The organism is Gryllotalpicola koreensis (genome assembly GCF_039538185.1).
Classification (GTDB): Bacteria; Actinomycetota; Actinomycetes; order Actinomycetales; family Microbacteriaceae; genus Gryllotalpicola; species Gryllotalpicola koreensis.
On record NZ_BAABBW010000003.1, the window covers coordinates 424490 to 439881 of the forward strand.

Sequence of the window (15392 nt, forward strand, 5' to 3'; positions counted from 1 at the left end):
TCAGAGACCCTCTGCGGTGAAGCCGCGCCAGTCGCCGCGGAGCGGGCGGCGCAGGCCGCGCGTCGAGCGCGACCATGCGGAGGGCCGCTCGGGCTCTACGAGGGCGTTCGCCGCCTGCGCTTGCTGCTGCAGCGCCGCGGTGAGCACGGCCGTCGCCGCGGCGACCTCTTCAGGGCTGAGACCCTGGGTGACGAAGCGCAGGTCGACGGATGCCTGCTCGGCGTCTGCGGCGCGGTGCTTCGGACTCACAGCGGGATGTTCCCGTGCTTCTTCGGCGGCAGCGACGCGCGCTTGGTGCGCAGCGAGCGCAGGGCCTTGATGATCGCGGTGCGGGTCGCCGCCGGCTCGATGACCGAGTCGAGCGCGCCGCGCTCGGCGGCGAGGTACGGCGAGGCGACCTCGTAGGCGTAGTCGCTCGCGAGCTTCTGGCGCAGCGCCTGCACGTCCTCGCCGCGCTCGCGGGCATCCGAGATCTGCGAACGGTAGAGGATGTTGACGGCGCCCTGGCCGCCCATCACCGCGATCTCGGCCGTCGGCCACGCGAGGTTGATGTCGGCGCCGAGCTGCTTCGAGCCCATCACGATGTACGCGCCGCCGTAGGCCTTGCGCGTGATGATCGTGACGAGCGGCACGGTCGCCTCGGCGTAGGCGTAGAGCAGCTTGGCGCCGCGGCGGATGACGCCGGTCCACTCCTGATCGGTGCCGGGCAGGTAGCCGGGCACGTCGACGAGCGTCACGATCGGGATCGAGAACGAATCGCAGAAGCGCACGAAGCGCGCGGCCTTCTCGCCTGCGTCGATGTTGAGCGTTCCCGCCATGGCGTTCGGCTGGTTGGCGATGATGCCGACCGAGCGGCCCTCGACGCGGCCGAAGCCGATCACGATGTTCGGCGCGAACAGCGGCTGGATCTCGAGGAACTCGCCGTCGTCGACGATGTGCTCGATGACGCGGTTCACGTCGTAGGGCTGGTTGGGGGAGTCGGGGATGAGCAGGTTGAGCTCGCGATCGGCATCCGTGATCTCGAGCTCGGGCTCGACGTCGTAGACCGGCGCGTCCGTCAGGTTGTTGTCAGGCAGGTAGCTGAGCAGGTTGCGCGCATAGTCGAGGGCATCGGCCTCGTCGGTGGCGAGGTAGTGGCTGACGCCCGAGAGCTTGTTGTGGGTGAGCGCGCCGCCGAGTTCCTCGAAGCCGACGTCCTCGCCGGTGACCGTCTTGATGACGTCGGGGCCGGTGACGAACATGTGGCTCGTCTTGTCGACCATGATCACGAAATCGGTGAGGGCGGGGGAGTACACCGCGCCGCCCGCCGCCGGGCCGACGACGATGGAGATCTGCGGGATGACGCCAGAGGCCGCCGTGTTGCGGCGGAAGATCTCGGCGTACTTGCCGAGGGCGACGACGCCCTCCTGAATGCGCGCGCCGCCGGAGTCGAGGATGCCGATGATGGGCGAGCCCGTCTTCAGGGCGTGGTCCATGACCTTGATGATCTTCTCGCCGGCGACCTCGCCGAGCGAGCCGCCGAAGGTCGTGAAGTCCTGGCTGAAGACGGCGACCTGACGCCCCGCGACGGCGCCGGTGCCCGTGATCACGGCGTCGCCGAAGGGGCGCTTCGCCTCCATGCCGAAGCCCGTCGAGCGGTGACGCACGAACTCGTCGAATTCGACGAAGGTGCCCGGGTCGAGCAGGCCCAGGATGCGCTCGCGGGCCGTCAGCTTGTCCTTGGAGTGCTGCTTGGCGGCGCTCGCCTCCTCTTTCACCGTCACGGCCTCGTGATAGCGGGCCTTGAGGTCGGCGATGCGTCCGGCTGTGGTCGCGAGGTCGGGTTCCGTGGCGTCTTCGGTCACGCGTTTCACCCTACCTGCGAGCGTTGGGCCCAGACCGTTGATGGATTCCTACAAAGGATCTGCTGAGGCTTGGGGAGTTGCGGAGGCTCACGTAACGTCACGGATCCGCCGTCTGGGGAGCTGGAGTTGGAGGGATCTCGGCCAGCACAGCTTGGTGCTGAGGGAAGAAGCTCACAGATCGAGGGTGCGGCGGTCTCGGCACGAGACAGGAGGGCGAAGACTCGGCGCGGTGCACGCCTCGGGCAGTCGCCGACAACAGTCTCATCAAGTGGGGATAGACGCAGTTATTCTAGAGGGGATTGATCGAGCCGATGGTCAGGGAACTGAAGTATCGGGTCGTGGCGAAGTTCTTGCGCAGCAGCGGCTGGGAGATCGACAGGACTCGGGGAAGCCACGAGGTCTGGAAGTCGCCCGATGGAGCGGTGAGCGTGAGTCTGGTCGCCCACGGCGGCAAGGTGTCCCCTGGCGTCGTGCGCGACGTGATCGCCAAGGTCCCGAATACTCCGGACGAGTGGAAGTGAGGCAGGACATGAGTGAGAGCAGCAAGCGCCGCGTCGATGCCGTGGCCACCCGCGAAGGCGGCTGGTGGGAGATCGAGTTGCCCGAGATCAGTACGCGCACCGCTGCCCGCAAACTCGGCGATGTGCAGCGCATGGCTGAGGAAGCCGCAGCTGTGTGGCTGGATGTCGAGCCCGAGATGCTCGACGTCCAGGTGAGTCTGCGGATGCCCGCAGGGGTCGCCGCCGATTGGGAACGCGCCCGGCAAAAAGCCGAGCGCGCGCGTGCTGACGAGGCGGAGGCGGCGGCCCTCAGCCGCGCCGTGGTGCGCGCCCTTCGTGCGAGCGGCTACACCTATGCCGAGGCCGCTCGAATGCTCGGCATGTCTACACAGCGCGTCCATCAGCTCGCCACGGCCAAGGCGTCCTAGCGCCTTTCCCACGCAACAATGGGCTCGTGAGTCTTCCTGAACTGCCCCGGGCCCGGTTGGTCGCCTCGCGTCTGGTGGTCGTCCCGAGCGCCGGCTCGACCAACCGGGAGCTGATCGAGCGGGCGTCCGCCGCCGCCTCGGACTGGCCGCACCTCTCCGTGCTGCTCACCGACGAGCAGACGGCAGGCCGTGGCCGCCTCGGCCGCAGTTGGAGCGCGCCGCCCGGCACGAGCCTCGCGATCTCGGTGCTGCTGCGGCCGGATGAGCTGCCGGGCAGCCTGCCCGTCGGCTCCTTCGGCTGGCTGCCGCTCCTCGCCGGCGTCGCGATGAAGCGTGCCGTCACGGCGGCAGGGGCGCGGGACGTCGAGCTGAAGTGGCCGAACGACGTGCTCATCGGCGGCCGCAAGGTGTGCGGCATCCTCGCCGAGCTGGTGCCGGATGCCTCGGCGGTCGTCGTCGGCTCCGGACTCAACCTCACCATCGGCGCGGACGCGCTGCCCGCCCCCACCGCCACCTCGCTGCGGCTCGCGGGGGTGGCCGAGCCGGACCCCGACGCGATCCTCGCGGCGTACCTCGGCGAGCTCCGCGTGCTCGTCTACGAGCTGGCGAATGCGGGGGGAGACGCCGACGGCGCAGGCATCCGCTCTCTTCTCGATCGGGAGTGCGCGACCGTCGGACGTGACGTGCGCATCGAGCTGCCGGACGGCCGGATCATGACGGCGCGCGCGACCGGTCTCGACGACTCAGGACGTCTCATGGTGATAACGGATGCCGGACCCGCGGCGGTCGCAGCAGGAGACGTGACCCACCTGCGGTATTAATGGCTCATGGCCAGACCGGTAGCCCCGCGCACGGCGGCGGCCCCCGGGGCCCCCGCAGGCCCGCCCGAGCGGGTCGTCGCACGCTTGCGCCCCCACGCGCGCGCCCTGTTCTGGCCGAGCATCGCGCTGGTGCTGGTGTGCGCGGGCTACGGGTACTTCGCCGATCGCTTCGAGGCCGCCTGGGCGCGCTACGCGGTGCTGCTCGGTGCCGCACTGCTCGTGCTGCTGCTGTTCCTGCTGCCGTATTTCGCGTGGCTGTCGCGGCGCTTCATCATCACGACGCGCCGGATCGTCGTGCGGCGCGGGTTCTTCGTGCGCCGCAACCAGGAGCTGCTGCACACGCGGGGCTACGACGTCGAGCTCGGCAGGGGGCCGCTGCAGGCGATGTTCGGCTCCGGCAACCTGCGCATCACGGTCGCGGGGGAGACGGTGCTGGTTCTCCGTGACATTCCCCGGGCGCGCACCGTGCAGGTCGCGTTGCACGACCTGATGGAGAACGCCGCGAGCCTGCAGACCTCGCAGCGCCAGGTGATGCAGTCGCCGACGATCACGCGGCAGACGACGGTGTGGACGGGGCGCTAGTCGCGGTCCTCGACGATCGTGACCGGGCCCGTCGCGAAGGGGTCGCCTGAGGCGTCGGCCTCCGACTCGTAGATCGCGGCCGCCGCAGCGCGGGCCTCGCGGTCCTTGACCGCGGTCAGGCCGTCTTTCCGGTAGTGGCCGTAGACCCAGTAGCGGTAGAGCACGAAGCGGAAGACCATCGCGAGGACCGTTCCGATCAGGGTGCCCGAGATATTGTCGGCGAGCAGCGAGGTGAACCCGAGCACATAGTGCGACACCCATAGGCAGAGCAGGTTCAGGCCGAGGCCGGCGAGCGAGATGATCGTGAACTCGACGAACTCGAGGAGGTAGTTCTGGCGCCGGTGCTCGCGGAACGTCCAGTACCGGTTGCCGACCCACGTCACGATCGTGGCGACCGCGACCGAGACGATCTTGGCGCCGATCGGCCCCTGGAAGAAGTGGCCGTGACCGCTCGCGCCCAGTCGCATCAGGTTGAAGACGGCGGTGTCGATGACGAAGCCCGCCCCGCCGACGACCAGGAACTTCATGGCGTCGCGGATGAAGCGGTTGTAGAGCGCGACGAACAGGTTCTGCACCCGGTCATGCTATTCGCCGTCCCCGATAGCCTGGGTCCATGAAGAGCACTGTCGGAGTGATCGGCGGCGGCCAGCTCGCCCGCATGATGATCCCGCCCGCCGTCGCGCTGGGCGTCACCATCAAGGTCCTCGAAGAGGCGCCGGGGATGTCGGCAGAGCTCGCCGCCACCGCGGTCGGCGACTACCGCGACCTCGACACGGTGCTCGCCTTCGCGCAGACCGTCGACGTCGTCACCTTCGACCACGAGCACGTCCCGCAGCACGTGCTGCACGCGCTCGTCGACGCCGGCGTGCCGGTGCGCCCGGGCCCCGATGCCCTGCTCTATGCGCAGGACAAGCTGCTCATGCGGCAGAAGATCACCGAGCTCGGCCTGCCGTCGCCTGACTGGGCGGCGATCTCGGACGCGGACGAGCTCGGGGCGTTCCTTGAGACCCACGGCGGCCGCGCCGTCGTGAAGACCGCGCGCGGCGGCTATGACGGCAAAGGCGTGCGCGTCGTCGACGACAAGAACGGGGCGGACGACTGGTTCATCGCCCTTGCCGAGGACGGCCGCGGCGGCTCGCTCATCGTCGAGGAGCTCGTCGACTTCGTGCGCGAGCTCGCCCAGCAGGTCGCGCGCCGGCCCTCGGGTGAGATCGTCGCCTACCCCGTGGTCGAGACGGTGCAGAAGGGCGGCGTGTGCGCCGAGGTGATCGCGCCGGCGCCGACAGCGGGCGACGCGGTGGCCGGGGCGTCCGATCGCACCGTCGCCGATGAGGCGCGCGACATCGCCGTGCGCATCGCGGAGGGCGTCGGCGTCACCGGCATGCTCGCCGTCGAGCTGTTCGAGACCCGCGACGGGCGCGTGCTCGTCAACGAGCTGGCCATGCGCCCGCACAACAGCGGCCACTGGTCGATCGACGGCGCTGTCACGAGCCAGTTCGAGCAGCACCTGCGCGCGGTGCTCGACCTGCCGCTCGGCTCGACGCGGCCGCGCGAGGAGTGGTCGGTCATGATCAACGTGCTCGGCGGGCCGGTCGGGCAGCTCATGCAGGACCGCTACCCGGCGGTCGCCGAGCGGTTCCCCGCCGTGAAGCTGCACAGCTACGCCAAGGAGTCGCGCCCGGGTCGCAAGGTCGGGCACGTGACCCTGACAGGCGCTAGTCTCGACGGCGTGCTGACGGATGCCCGTGCCGCAGCCGCTTACTTCGACTAGCGCGGTTGCGGAGCTCGCGCAGCGCGCGTCTCGAAATGGTCCCCGATATCCTGACACCATGCCACTCTCGACCACTGCGGCGCAGGTCGCCATCATCATGGGCTCCGACAGCGACTGGCCGACGATGAAGGCGGCGGCGGAGTCGCTCGACCGCTTCGGCATCTCGTACGAGGTCGAGGTGGTCTCGGCGCATCGCACGCCGGACAAGATGCTGGCTTTCGGCAAGGGGGCCGCCGCCCGCGGCATCCGTGTCATCATCGCGGGCGCCGGCGGCGCCGCGCACCTGCCGGGCATGGTCGCCTCGGTCACCACGCTGCCCGTGATCGGCGTGCCCGTGCAGCTCGCACGACTCGACGGACTCGACTCGCTGCTGTCGATCGTGCAGATGCCCGCGGGCATCCCGGTCGCGACGATGGCGATCAACGGGGCGGCGAACGCCGGGTTGTTCGCGGGGCGCATCCTCGCCTCGGGCGACGCTGAGCTGAGCGAGAAGGTCGCTGCCTACGCGCGCGAGCTCGAGGCGCTCGTCGAGCAGAAGAATCAGGCGCTGATCGCCGGGCTGTGACCCCGTGTCCGGCTACAGCTCGGCGTGCAGCTGCCAGACCCTGGCGCCGGAGTCGCGCCAGCTGAAGGCCTTGGCGCGGTCCCGGCCGAGGGTCGCGAGAGACTCGGCGTCGGCGTCCCCGTGGAGCACGTTGCCGACCGCGGCGGCGAGGCGCTCGGCGTAGCTTGACCCCGCGTCATGCCGCACGACGGGGTAGCCGGCTCCACTCGCGAGCTCGACGAGGGCAGGCGCATCGGAGTGCACGAGCGGTGTGCCGAAGGCGAGCGCCTCAAGCGCCATCAGGCCGAAGCCTTCCGCGTAGCTCGGTGCGACGAAGGCCTCTGCGCGCTTCAGCAGCAGGGCGAGATCGGAGTCGCTGACGGTGCCGAGGGGGCGCACGCGGTCCTCAGGAAGTCCCGCGAGCATGGCTGCTTCCGTGATGCGCTGACCGCGCCATTCGTCGTCGCCGATGATGAGCAGCGGGACGTCGTGGAAGTCCGGCAGAGCGGCCGCCTGGATCAGCTCGGCGATGCCGGCGCGCGGATCCATGGAGCCGGATGCCAGCACGAACCGTTCGGGCAGCTTCAGCCAGCTCGAGCGCACCTCGGGCTCGGCGGGCAGCACGATGCTCGAGCTCGTCGCGCCGGGGATGACCCGCACGCGCTCGCCGACATCGATGCGCTCGGTGAGCTCGGCGGCGACGGCGTGACTCGGCACCACGATCGCGTCGGCGTGTTTCGCGGCGCGGCGCGCCATGCGCCGCGTCCAGGCGGCGGTGCCGCCGTCGAGGGATGACGGATGCGTCCAGGCGATCGTGTCATGGATCGTCACCACGAGCTGCCTGGCAACACTGCGGTCGTGGCCGACGAGCGGCGCGAACAGACTAGGTGCGTGCAGGATGCCCGTGCCGGCGGCGACCCGGATGCCGCCCGCCCACGCCGAGGCGAGAACGCAATGCGAAAGCCGCGAAACGGTGGTGCGCGTCGCCGCGGGGAACTCGGATTCGAGCTCGGTCAGTGCGCTCTTGGGACGGCTGGATGCGATCAGCTCGACATCGCACTCGGGCGGTGCGGTGTCGATCAGCGCCCGCGTGAGTTCGCCCGCGTAGCGGGTCAGGCCGTTGATCCTCGGCTGAGCCGACGAGCGCGCGAGCGCGTCGTCGGCGAACACGCGCAGAGTCGTCATGGTGAGTCGAGATTACCGGGACTCAGCCGCGGCTCGTGAATCGGGCACGCAGCATCAACGCCGCCTTGAGCGCGACGCGTAGCGGGGCGAGGTACCAGCCGGCGTACTTGCGGGAGAGGTACTGATAGGCGCTGCGGTGGTGCTCCGCGCGCATGGAATCCGCCGCCGTCGACGTCGAGTGCGCACCGGTGTGCGTCACGGTCGCGCCGGGGACGTACAGGTTCCGCCAGCCGGCCCTGGTGAGCCGCGCGCCGAGGTCGACGTCCTCGAAGTACATGAAGTAGCTGTCGTCGAAGCCTCCGATGGCCTCGAACGCGGCCCGGCGCACCAGCACGCACGAGCCGGACAGCCAGCCGGTCTCGCGCCAGGTGCCCGTCGTCTCTCGGGTCTCGCCGCGGTAACGCCGGGTCCACGGGTTGCTCAGCCAGACGTTCGCCAGCAGCGCGTGCCCGATGCCGGTGCGCAGGCTGGGCAGCTCGCGCGCGGACGGGTACACCTCGCCGGTGGTCTCGAGGATCCGGGGTCCCACCGACCCGGCCTTCGTGTGGGAGCGGGCCACCTCCAGCAACCGGCTCAGGGCATCCGGTTCGATGCGCACGTCGGGGTTCGTCACGAGGATCCACTCGACGGATTCCGCGAGCCGGCGTGCGCCGGCGTTGATGCCGCCGCCGTAGCCGAGGTTGCCGCCGGCGTCGACGATCGCGAGCCCCTCGAGAGCGGGCAGGCTCAGGCTCGCACCGGCCTCGTTGTTCACGACGAGGGTCTGCAGGGGCAGGGTATCGGCCGCGGCCAGCGACTCGATCAACTCGGTGAGCGCGTCCTGCGAACGGTAGTTGACCGTGATCACGGCGAGGGTCGGGTCCACGTGAGAACAATCGTCGGCCTCCGTCACAACCGCCTCACTCGTCCTCTGCGCCTCCACCCGGACAGTCTACGAGCGCACACTGCCGCGAAGGCTGAACGCGCTACTCGGGGCGGGTCGCCACGGCGACGAGGCCGATTCCAGGAGTCGGGCGCCTCTGCGCGTAACGGAAGGGCAGCGTCGCCGCGGCAACGGCGATCACGACGCCGCGTAACGCCGGAGATTGGAAGGTTCGTCCGCTTGCCGCAGTCAGTTCCGCCGCCGAGGTGCCGCGGCGCCGGGCGGCGGCGAGCTTCTTGGCGTCGATGCGATTGCGAACGGCCTCGAGGGCATAGCTGAGCGGCCAACCGTAGGCGCGGATTGTGTCGGTCCGCAGCCCCGCCGCAAGAATCCGCTGGTCGAGATCCTCCGGCGAATAGCGGCGAAAATGTCCCGCATGGACGTCCATTGGCCCGAAGCGCTCCTCGAATGCGGGGACAGAGAGCACGAGCTGCCCCCCTGGCCTGATGAGCGATGCCCAGCGCGCGAGCGCGCCGAAGTCATCTTCAATGTGCTCGAGAACCTCGAACGCGCACACGAGATCGAAGGTGCTGCCGTCGGCGACGACGTCTGCCGTGCCGAGTCGAAGCCTTCCCCCCTCGGTTCGATTCTGCTGGCGGCGGTCGCGTAGGACTGCGCGTCCGGCTCGACGCCCAGGTAGTCGACCCGACCCGCGAGTCGCGCGCCGAAGGCCCCGGCCGCATCCGATCTTCAAAGCAGTTCGCGGGGAACAGGCCGAGATCACGCGGGAGACGACGTCGTATCGCAGCGAGGCGCGCACGGAGAGCGGGGAAGCTGCGCAGGCGGCCTCACAATCGGCCCTTGGTAACCTGTCACAAGCCCGCCTTCGCAACTCGAGGATGTCTTTGCCAGAACCTGACGCCGCTCACAGGCGCTCCTCTATCGCAGTGGTCACGTGCTATCGGCATCCCGATTACGTCCGTGCGGTCAGCCTAAGGGACGCGCTGGATCGGGGCGAGAGGTTCGATGACGTGGTGGTGGTCAAGAATCGGAGTCGCGGCCTTCGGCGCTATCTCGAGGTGACCCGGCAACTGTGGCAATTGCGACGGCGCCGCCCCGACGCATACCTTGTCACCTTCCGCGGCTACGAGATCCTACCGATCGTGCTTGCCCTCTCCGGCGGCCGCCCGGTCGTGTTCGACGAGTTCGTCAACGCGGTCGAGTGGTTCGTTTACGAGCACCGCAAGTTCCGCGAGGGGTCCGCACCTGCGCGAGTCCTGCGCGCGCTGTTCCGCAGATGGTCGCTACGGTCCGTCGCAGTTCTCACCGACACGCCTTCACATGCGGAACTCAGCTCGCGGCTCATGAGCATCCCGCGGGACCACTACCGTCCCGTGCCCGTCGGCACCGATGAAAAGACATTTGCGCCGCGACCGCGGACGCGGTCGAGCTCGGATTGTCTCACGGTGCTGTACTACGGGTCCATGCTGCCGTTGCACGGTCTGGACCATGTTCTAGCGGCAGCCGTCTCACTCCGCGATCGAGAGGACATCGACTTCGAACTTGTCGGCGGTGACAACGAAACGGTGCAGGCTGTGCATCGGGCTGTGTCAGCCGGCGCGAGAGTGCGGCATCGGTTGTGGGTGGACTATGAGAGGCTGCCCGAACTGTTCGGCGAGTGCGACCTCTTCCTAGCAGGTCCGTTCGGTGACACGGTGCAGTCCCAGCGTGTAATCACCGGGAAGGCGTATCAGTTCCTCTGTGCGGGGTTACCGACGGTAATCGGGGCGAATCATGAATCTCGAGTGGTCACGGACCGAGTCGATGCCCTCGTTGTCCCGCAGGGCTCGGCCGAGGCGATCGAAGAGGCGATCCTCTGGGCGGCAGAGCACCGTGAGGGCCTCGAGGCGATCGGGAAAGCGGGGCGAGTGTTGTTCGAAAAGCGTTTCAGCGTCGATGTGATCGCCGCCGCGCTCGACGCGCTTCCGTGGTCCGATGAGCAAGGAGTGGATGAATGAAGGCGCGGGCGAAGTGAAAAGACACGTTAAGACAATCGCCTCTGTGGCGTTTCTTGTCGTCGCCCTCGGGCTTCTGGTCGCCGCCGTGGTGAAGCAATGGTCGGACTTCACACGAGCCGTGGGACTGATCGATGCGCAGACACTGCTCCTTGCCCTTTTCGCTGCAGTCGTCGCGCAGTTCACGTCGGTCATGGCCTCGCGTGAGAGCCTCGCTGCGACATCCCACCGAATTCCTGTGGCGCAGGTCGCACGCGCCTTCCTCACGGCCGCGCTCGGCAAGTACGTTCCCGGCGCGGTGTGGCCGGTAGCTGCGCAGATGGAACTGATGAAGCGCAACGGCGTACCGAGAACCCACAGCGCTGTCGCGGCCGTTCTGACGATGACAATCGGGCTAGGCGCAGCCGTCGTGGCGGGTGTCTTGGGGGTCTTCCTCTCCGGTGGCTCAATCGCCAAGTATTGGTGGCTCGTGCCGATCGCCGCTATGTGTTTCGCCGCGCTGTGGCCTGGACTCTTGACCTGGGTCCTGCGACTTGTCGCGCGCGTCGGGTGGCGTTTCCGAGCCTTCGGTGAGGTTTCGGTCGGGGGCAGACCGCTGCTGGGTGCAACCGCATGGTCGCTGTTAGGTGCGGTGAGCAATGGTTTCCAAACGTGGGTAATCGTTAGAGCCATTTCGACAAGCGGAACCGCCAACTTCTGGTTGGCCCTCGGCGCGGCGCAACTCGCCTTTGCGGTCGGGTTCGTCATCATCATCGCGCCCGGGGGAATCGGCCCACGAGAGGCGGTACTGGTCGCATTGCTCGGGCCCATCGCCGGAACGAGCGGGGCGCTCGCCGTGGCGATCATCTCTCGTCTCGCGCAGATCGCCATCGACTGTCTCGGCGCGCTGGTCGCGCTGCTCCTCAGCCGCCGTCACCGCCATGACGATGTTGCATTTCAGCGGGGCGAGACCTTCACGGAGGCCGATGGCCGACGCTCGCCGTGACCGCGGCCCAGCCCCACGACTTTGTTACAACATGAAGGACTTGAGAGTGCTACTGTCCATAATCGTCCCGGTATACAACACCGGCGAACACCTTCGGGCTTGTCTCGGTAGCGTCGTTTCGCAAGTAGATAGGGACGACGTCGAACTCATCTGCGTTGATGATGGCTCGTCGGACGAGAGTCCTCTCGTGCTCGACGAGTATGCGGCCGAATATCCGTTTATTCGCGTAGTCCACAAACGCAACGGCGGTATTTCTTCCGCCCGCAACCACGGCATCGGTCTCGCCCATGGCAGGTGGATCATGTTTCTCGACCATGATGACCTCCTAGCGTGCGACGCGATTGAAGCAATTCGACGTTGCACCAGTGTGGAGGCGGATGTCGTCTATCTCGATTTCGATGAGTTTGAAAAGGAATCTGAGGTCTCGGCGCCGAAGAAGACGCGGCCCAGCGAGCCGGTGGATATTTCAGATTTGATCGGCAAACTGCAAGAGGACTGTCTGAATCGGTTCCGAAGCAACAAGCCTGTGTTTGAGTTGATGAGGCTAGTAACGCCATGGGCGAAGCTGTACCGGCGGGATTTTCTTCTCGGCAACGACCTGAGATTCTCCGAGGATGTCCACCATGCCGAGGACATCATCTTCAATCTCGCGTGCCTGGATGTGGCGCGCAACGCCGTGCGAGTTGAGTACACAGTGCTGCATCACCGGCTCTTCATCAAGTCGGAGGGTCACCGGTTCAACCCGAAGAAGATCGAGTACTGCAAGGGCGCGCTGCACGCGCTCGCATCACTGCTGCCAAGGCTGCGAAATCGAAATCCTGACTGGAACGAGCTCTATGACTACCGAGTCCTCTGGGAACTCCTGTACTGCGTGCATCTCGGTCCGTTCCATCCGGACAACCCCCGAACCTTTCGCGCGCGACGAGGCGAATTTCAAGAACTGGTCGATGATCGGCTTTTCCAAGGGATTTTCAAGAGGTGCCGTATTTCTCGGCTGCCGTTGCGGCACTTCATGCTGGCGTTCTTCATAAAGTATCGACTCACAACGATTCTTGAGGTCAATCGCCGAGTCCGTACCCTCTAAGCCGATTCCGCCCTCACGCTTTGTCGATGTGTCGTGGAGGGCAGGAGGTCGCGAGGCATGGATCAAGCACAAAACGGCCGTTCCCGGCGTCGCCTCCGCGAGGCGATCCCCGACGTGCGTGCGGAACGGCGCATCTGCCGTCCTCGAAGTCGTGCCGAGCGTGACAACCACAAGTGAATGCCTTGCATTGCTATGGCTGACGGTAGCCTTTCGAACGTGCAGCTTCCCGCTAGACCGAGATTGACTTCCGTTCGGCCGACGCGGCTCTCGGTGTCGATCCTATTGAGTGCCATCATCCTTGCGGTTTCTGCGAGCGTCTCCCTCTCGCTGGGATCTGCCCCGCTCCACACAGCAGACGAAACGGGACACTTCGACTATGCGTACGAGGTCTGGCATCTTCGGCTTCCGGACTTTTACTCGGGCGTCTTGATTCGGCCGAGCTGGGCAGTCGTACCGCCTGTTCAGTGGGAGTCGCAGCATCCGCCCCTGTTCTATGTGCTGCTCGCCCCGGTGATCGGCCCACTTGCAGACGATGGACATGCGTACCTTGCCGTGATTGCAGGGCGGGCGATGAACTCGCTTTTAGCCGGGCTCGCGGTGTTCGCCGTCTGGTGGTCGGTCCGGCGCGTCTTACCCCGTAGGAGTTTCGCCGCCGACATGGCCGCGGTCGTCGCATCTCTTACGTCCCTGGTGATACTTATCGGAGGGACGGTATATAGCGATTTGGCCTGCCTCGTCTGTGGAGCGTTTGCCTTCGGGCTGTGTGGTGCGCTCGCGCGTGAGGGTCGGTCGTGGGGCTTGATCTTCGGCGCCGCCGGCGTCTCAGCGCTTGGCATGTTGAGCCGCCTCTCCTTCGCGGTGTGGCTGATCGTCCTGCTGGTCGCGGTGCTGTTAGCTGAGAACCGGCGAACCGGCTTTCGACGGCTGCTTATGGCGACGGGTGACGCCCTGATAGTGGGGGGATCCGCCCTGGCCTTCGCTGGGTGGTTCTATGTGCGGAACTTACTGGTTGCGGGGAGCATCACGGGGGGACATTCAGACTGGTCGAGCGAGCATCTCGGCCGTACTTCCGCGACGTGGATCGAGGTGATTTTCGGCTCAAAGTTCTGGATTGGCGTGTTTGCGATCTTCAACGGCCACCTCTCCCGTACAGACTTTGGGCCGTGGCTCCTCTTGCTCGTTCCGCTCATGGCGGCAGCACTCGCGTGGAGCATCAGCGCGAGCGCCCGCAGGAACGCGCCGTCTCGCGGCACGTTGAAGATTGTCGGGCTAAGCCTGTTGGAAGTCGTTCTCACCTGCCTGTTCCTAATATGGGCGGAAACCGGCGGGGGCGGAGCCAACAACCGCTACGCGCTGCCGCTCCTTCCTATCCTGGCCGCAATGTTCGGCTACGTCTTCTCCACTGGCCGAGTGGTTGGAGCGGCTGCAGCAACGGCTTGGTCGTGTTGTGAGTTTGCGATCGATGTCGGCATGGTGAACCTCGAGGAACCGATCACCCACGTCTGGGCACTGGTCCTCGCGCGGATGGCAATCGTGCTAGCCGCGGTAGCACTGATCGCGGCGCTTGCTCTCATGTGGGTCGTTCGATATCGATCGTCAAAACGCGTCGCCGCTCGGCACATTCTCCGCCGGAATCTACAGCCCGAATACTGAAGGCGGTCGGCTCAAGCGCAGCCGCGTTTCATATGCCGGGGTTACGCGGCTGCTTGACCCGGGCCATCCGAAGGCAGCGTCTGCCCGAACGTCCGAACCGCGATGTCGTACGCCTGCCGCTTCTGCAGCTCGAGCTGGTCTTCCTGCAGGATCCGGTTGATGCGAGTGAGATCGGCGACGATGCCGATCACGAACGACAGCAACGAGCCGAGCAGCAGTGTCACGCCCAGCAGCAGGGACTGCAGGTGGCCGCCGGGTGCCCTATCGGCGAGCACCACTAGGTAGCGCGCGAACGGGATGATTCCGCCGATCAGCAGCAGCAGGCCGATGGTGCCGAAGACCGTGTACGGCTTGAACATCAGATAGGCCCGTAGGATCGCGAGGCCAGACTGGAACATGTGTTGCCAGATGTTGCGGAACAGCCGCGACTCGCGGGTCTTGGCGTTCGTCTCGACGGGGATGCTGGTGATCGCCAGGCGTTTGTTGCCCGCCTGGATGATCGTCTCCATCGTGTAGCTGAACTGGGTGACGATGTTGATCCGCAGCAGCGAGTACTTGCTGTAGGCGCGGAACCCGCTCGGGGCGTCCGGCACGTTCGTGCCCGCAGCCTTGTTGACCACCCAGCTGCCGAAGCGCTGCATCAGCTTCTTGAACGGAGAGAAATGCGCGATCTTCGCGGTCTGCCGGTCGGCGACGACGATCTCGGCCTCGCCACGCAGGATCGGCTGCACGAGGTCGGCGATGCGGCCTTGCGGGTACTGGTTGTCGCCGTCCGTGTTCACCACGATGTCGGCGCCGTGCCGCAGCGCATAGTCGATGCCGTCGTGGAACGAGCGGGCGAGACCCATGTTGCGGGTGTGGTGCACGAAGTGGCGGATGCCGTGGCTCTTGGCAACCTCGATCGTGCGGTCGCTGGAGCCGTCGTCGATGATGAGGATCTCGATCTCGTCGACGCCGTCGATCCTCTTCGGGATCGACTCCAGCACGAGCGGAAGCGTCTCCTCCTCGTTGAGACAGGGGATCTGGACGAACAGCTTCACGCGTCCATTATGCAAGGCCCGCCTGGCCGAGCCCGGAAGCGCGGGCGCTCGCTGTGTTTCGGGTGCGACGCCGACCGC

The 15392-nt window shown here is 66.8% G+C and carries 17 protein-coding genes; 10 read left to right on the forward strand and 7 right to left on the reverse strand.

The annotated features are described in order from the left end of the window. Entirely contained in the window at window positions 1–249 is a 249-nt protein-coding gene (locus tag ABD708_RS10525; RefSeq protein WP_344754127.1) for an acyl-CoA carboxylase epsilon subunit, read from the reverse strand. Beyond that, entirely contained in the window at window positions 246–1844 is a 1599-nt protein-coding gene (locus ABD708_RS10530) for an acyl-CoA carboxylase subunit beta (RefSeq protein ID WP_344754129.1), read from the reverse strand. Before ABD708_RS10530 ends, ABD708_RS10525 begins: the two co-directional genes overlap by 4 nt. Window positions 1845–2182: 338 nt before the next feature. On the opposite strand from ABD708_RS10530, the gene ABD708_RS10535 reads away from it, so the two are divergent. Genes ABD708_RS10535 through ABD708_RS10550 form a run of 4 tightly spaced genes read left to right on the forward strand, consistent with a single transcriptional unit; the run spans window position 2183 to window position 4175 of the window. Further along, window positions 2183–2365 (forward strand): type II toxin-antitoxin system HicA family toxin, encoded by a 183-nt coding sequence (locus tag ABD708_RS10535; RefSeq protein ID WP_344754131.1) that lies wholly within the window; start codon window positions 2183–2185, stop codon window positions 2363–2365. A gap of 8 nt (window positions 2366–2373) precedes the next feature. Next, entirely contained in the window at window positions 2374–2772 is a 399-nt protein-coding gene (locus ABD708_RS10540; RefSeq protein WP_344754133.1) for a hypothetical protein, read from the forward strand. Window positions 2773–2798: 26 nt separating this feature from the next. Continuing rightward, window positions 2799–3593, forward strand: a complete 795-nt coding sequence (locus ABD708_RS10545; protein ID WP_344754135.1) for a biotin--[acetyl-CoA-carboxylase] ligase — start codon at window positions 2799–2801, stop codon at window positions 3591–3593. A gap of 6 nt (window positions 3594–3599) precedes the next feature. Next, window positions 3600–4175 carry a PH domain-containing protein gene (locus tag ABD708_RS10550; RefSeq protein WP_344754137.1) on the forward strand — a complete coding sequence of 192 codons (576 nt, stop codon included), beginning with the start codon at window positions 3600–3602 and terminating at the stop codon, window positions 4173–4175. On the opposite strand, the gene ABD708_RS10555 is transcribed toward ABD708_RS10550, so the two are convergent. After that, window positions 4172–4750, reverse strand: a complete 579-nt coding sequence (locus ABD708_RS10555; RefSeq protein WP_344754139.1) for a GtrA family protein — start codon at window positions 4748–4750, stop codon at window positions 4172–4174. The genes ABD708_RS10550 and ABD708_RS10555 overlap by 4 nt on opposite strands. A 38-nt stretch (window positions 4751–4788) precedes the next feature. Here ABD708_RS10555 and ABD708_RS10560 point away from each other — a divergent pair, with 38 nt between their 5' ends. Together ABD708_RS10560 and purE are read left to right on the forward strand one after the other, a co-directional pair. Continuing rightward, window positions 4789–5946, forward strand: coding sequence for a 5-(carboxyamino)imidazole ribonucleotide synthase (locus ABD708_RS10560; RefSeq protein WP_344754141.1), 1158 nt, complete (start codon window positions 4789–4791; stop codon window positions 5944–5946). A 58-nt stretch (window positions 5947–6004) separates the two neighbouring features. Further along, window positions 6005–6511: a 5-(carboxyamino)imidazole ribonucleotide mutase gene (gene purE, locus ABD708_RS10565; protein WP_344754143.1), complete on the forward strand. Its 507-nt coding sequence runs from the start codon at window positions 6005–6007 to the stop codon at window positions 6509–6511. A gap of 12 nt (window positions 6512–6523) precedes the next feature. On the opposite strand, the gene ABD708_RS10570 is transcribed toward purE, so the two are convergent. The 3 genes from ABD708_RS10570 to ABD708_RS10580 form a co-directional block, all read right to left on the reverse strand. Continuing rightward, a complete protein-coding gene (locus ABD708_RS10570) occupies window positions 6524–7675 on the reverse strand; it encodes a glycosyltransferase family 4 protein (RefSeq protein ID WP_344754145.1) in 1152 nt (383 codons plus the stop codon). A 22-nt stretch (window positions 7676–7697) separates the two neighbouring features. Beyond that, window positions 7698–8540 (reverse strand): glycosyltransferase, encoded by an 843-nt coding sequence (locus ABD708_RS10575; RefSeq protein WP_344754147.1) that lies wholly within the window; start codon window positions 8538–8540, stop codon window positions 7698–7700. A 100-nt stretch (window positions 8541–8640) separates the two neighbouring features. Then, on the reverse strand, window positions 8641–9357 hold the full coding sequence (locus tag ABD708_RS10580; protein WP_344754149.1) for a class I SAM-dependent methyltransferase: 717 nt from the start codon (window positions 9355–9357) through the stop codon (window positions 8641–8643). A 211-nt stretch (window positions 9358–9568) separates the two neighbouring features. On the opposite strand from ABD708_RS10580, the gene ABD708_RS10585 reads away from it, so the two are divergent. From ABD708_RS10585 to ABD708_RS10600, 4 genes are all read left to right on the forward strand, one after another. Then, the gene (locus ABD708_RS10585) at window positions 9569–10555 is read left to right on the forward strand and encodes a glycosyltransferase (protein ID WP_344754151.1); all 987 of its coding nucleotides are present in this window, start codon (window positions 9569–9571) and stop codon (window positions 10553–10555) included. Next, complete coding sequence (locus ABD708_RS10590; protein WP_344754153.1) at window positions 10533–11537, forward strand: lysylphosphatidylglycerol synthase transmembrane domain-containing protein; 1005 nt, start codon at window positions 10533–10535, stop codon at window positions 11535–11537. The genes ABD708_RS10585 and ABD708_RS10590 overlap by 23 nt, the downstream gene beginning before the upstream one ends. Before the next feature lie 31 nt (window positions 11538–11568). Next, window positions 11569–12621 (forward strand): glycosyltransferase family 2 protein, encoded by a 1053-nt coding sequence (locus ABD708_RS10595; protein ID WP_344754528.1) that lies wholly within the window; start codon window positions 11569–11571, stop codon window positions 12619–12621. A gap of 216 nt (window positions 12622–12837) precedes the next feature. Then, on the forward strand, window positions 12838–14274 hold the full coding sequence (locus ABD708_RS10600) for a hypothetical protein (protein ID WP_344754155.1): 1437 nt from the start codon (window positions 12838–12840) through the stop codon (window positions 14272–14274). A 41-nt stretch (window positions 14275–14315) separates the two neighbouring features. Here the strand turns inward: ABD708_RS10600 and ABD708_RS10605 are convergent, their stop codons facing one another. Continuing rightward, window positions 14316–15314 carry a glycosyltransferase family 2 protein gene (locus tag ABD708_RS10605; protein WP_344754157.1) on the reverse strand — a complete coding sequence of 333 codons (999 nt, stop codon included), beginning with the start codon at window positions 15312–15314 and terminating at the stop codon, window positions 14316–14318. Between the last annotated feature and the right edge of the window lie 78 nt (window positions 15315–15392).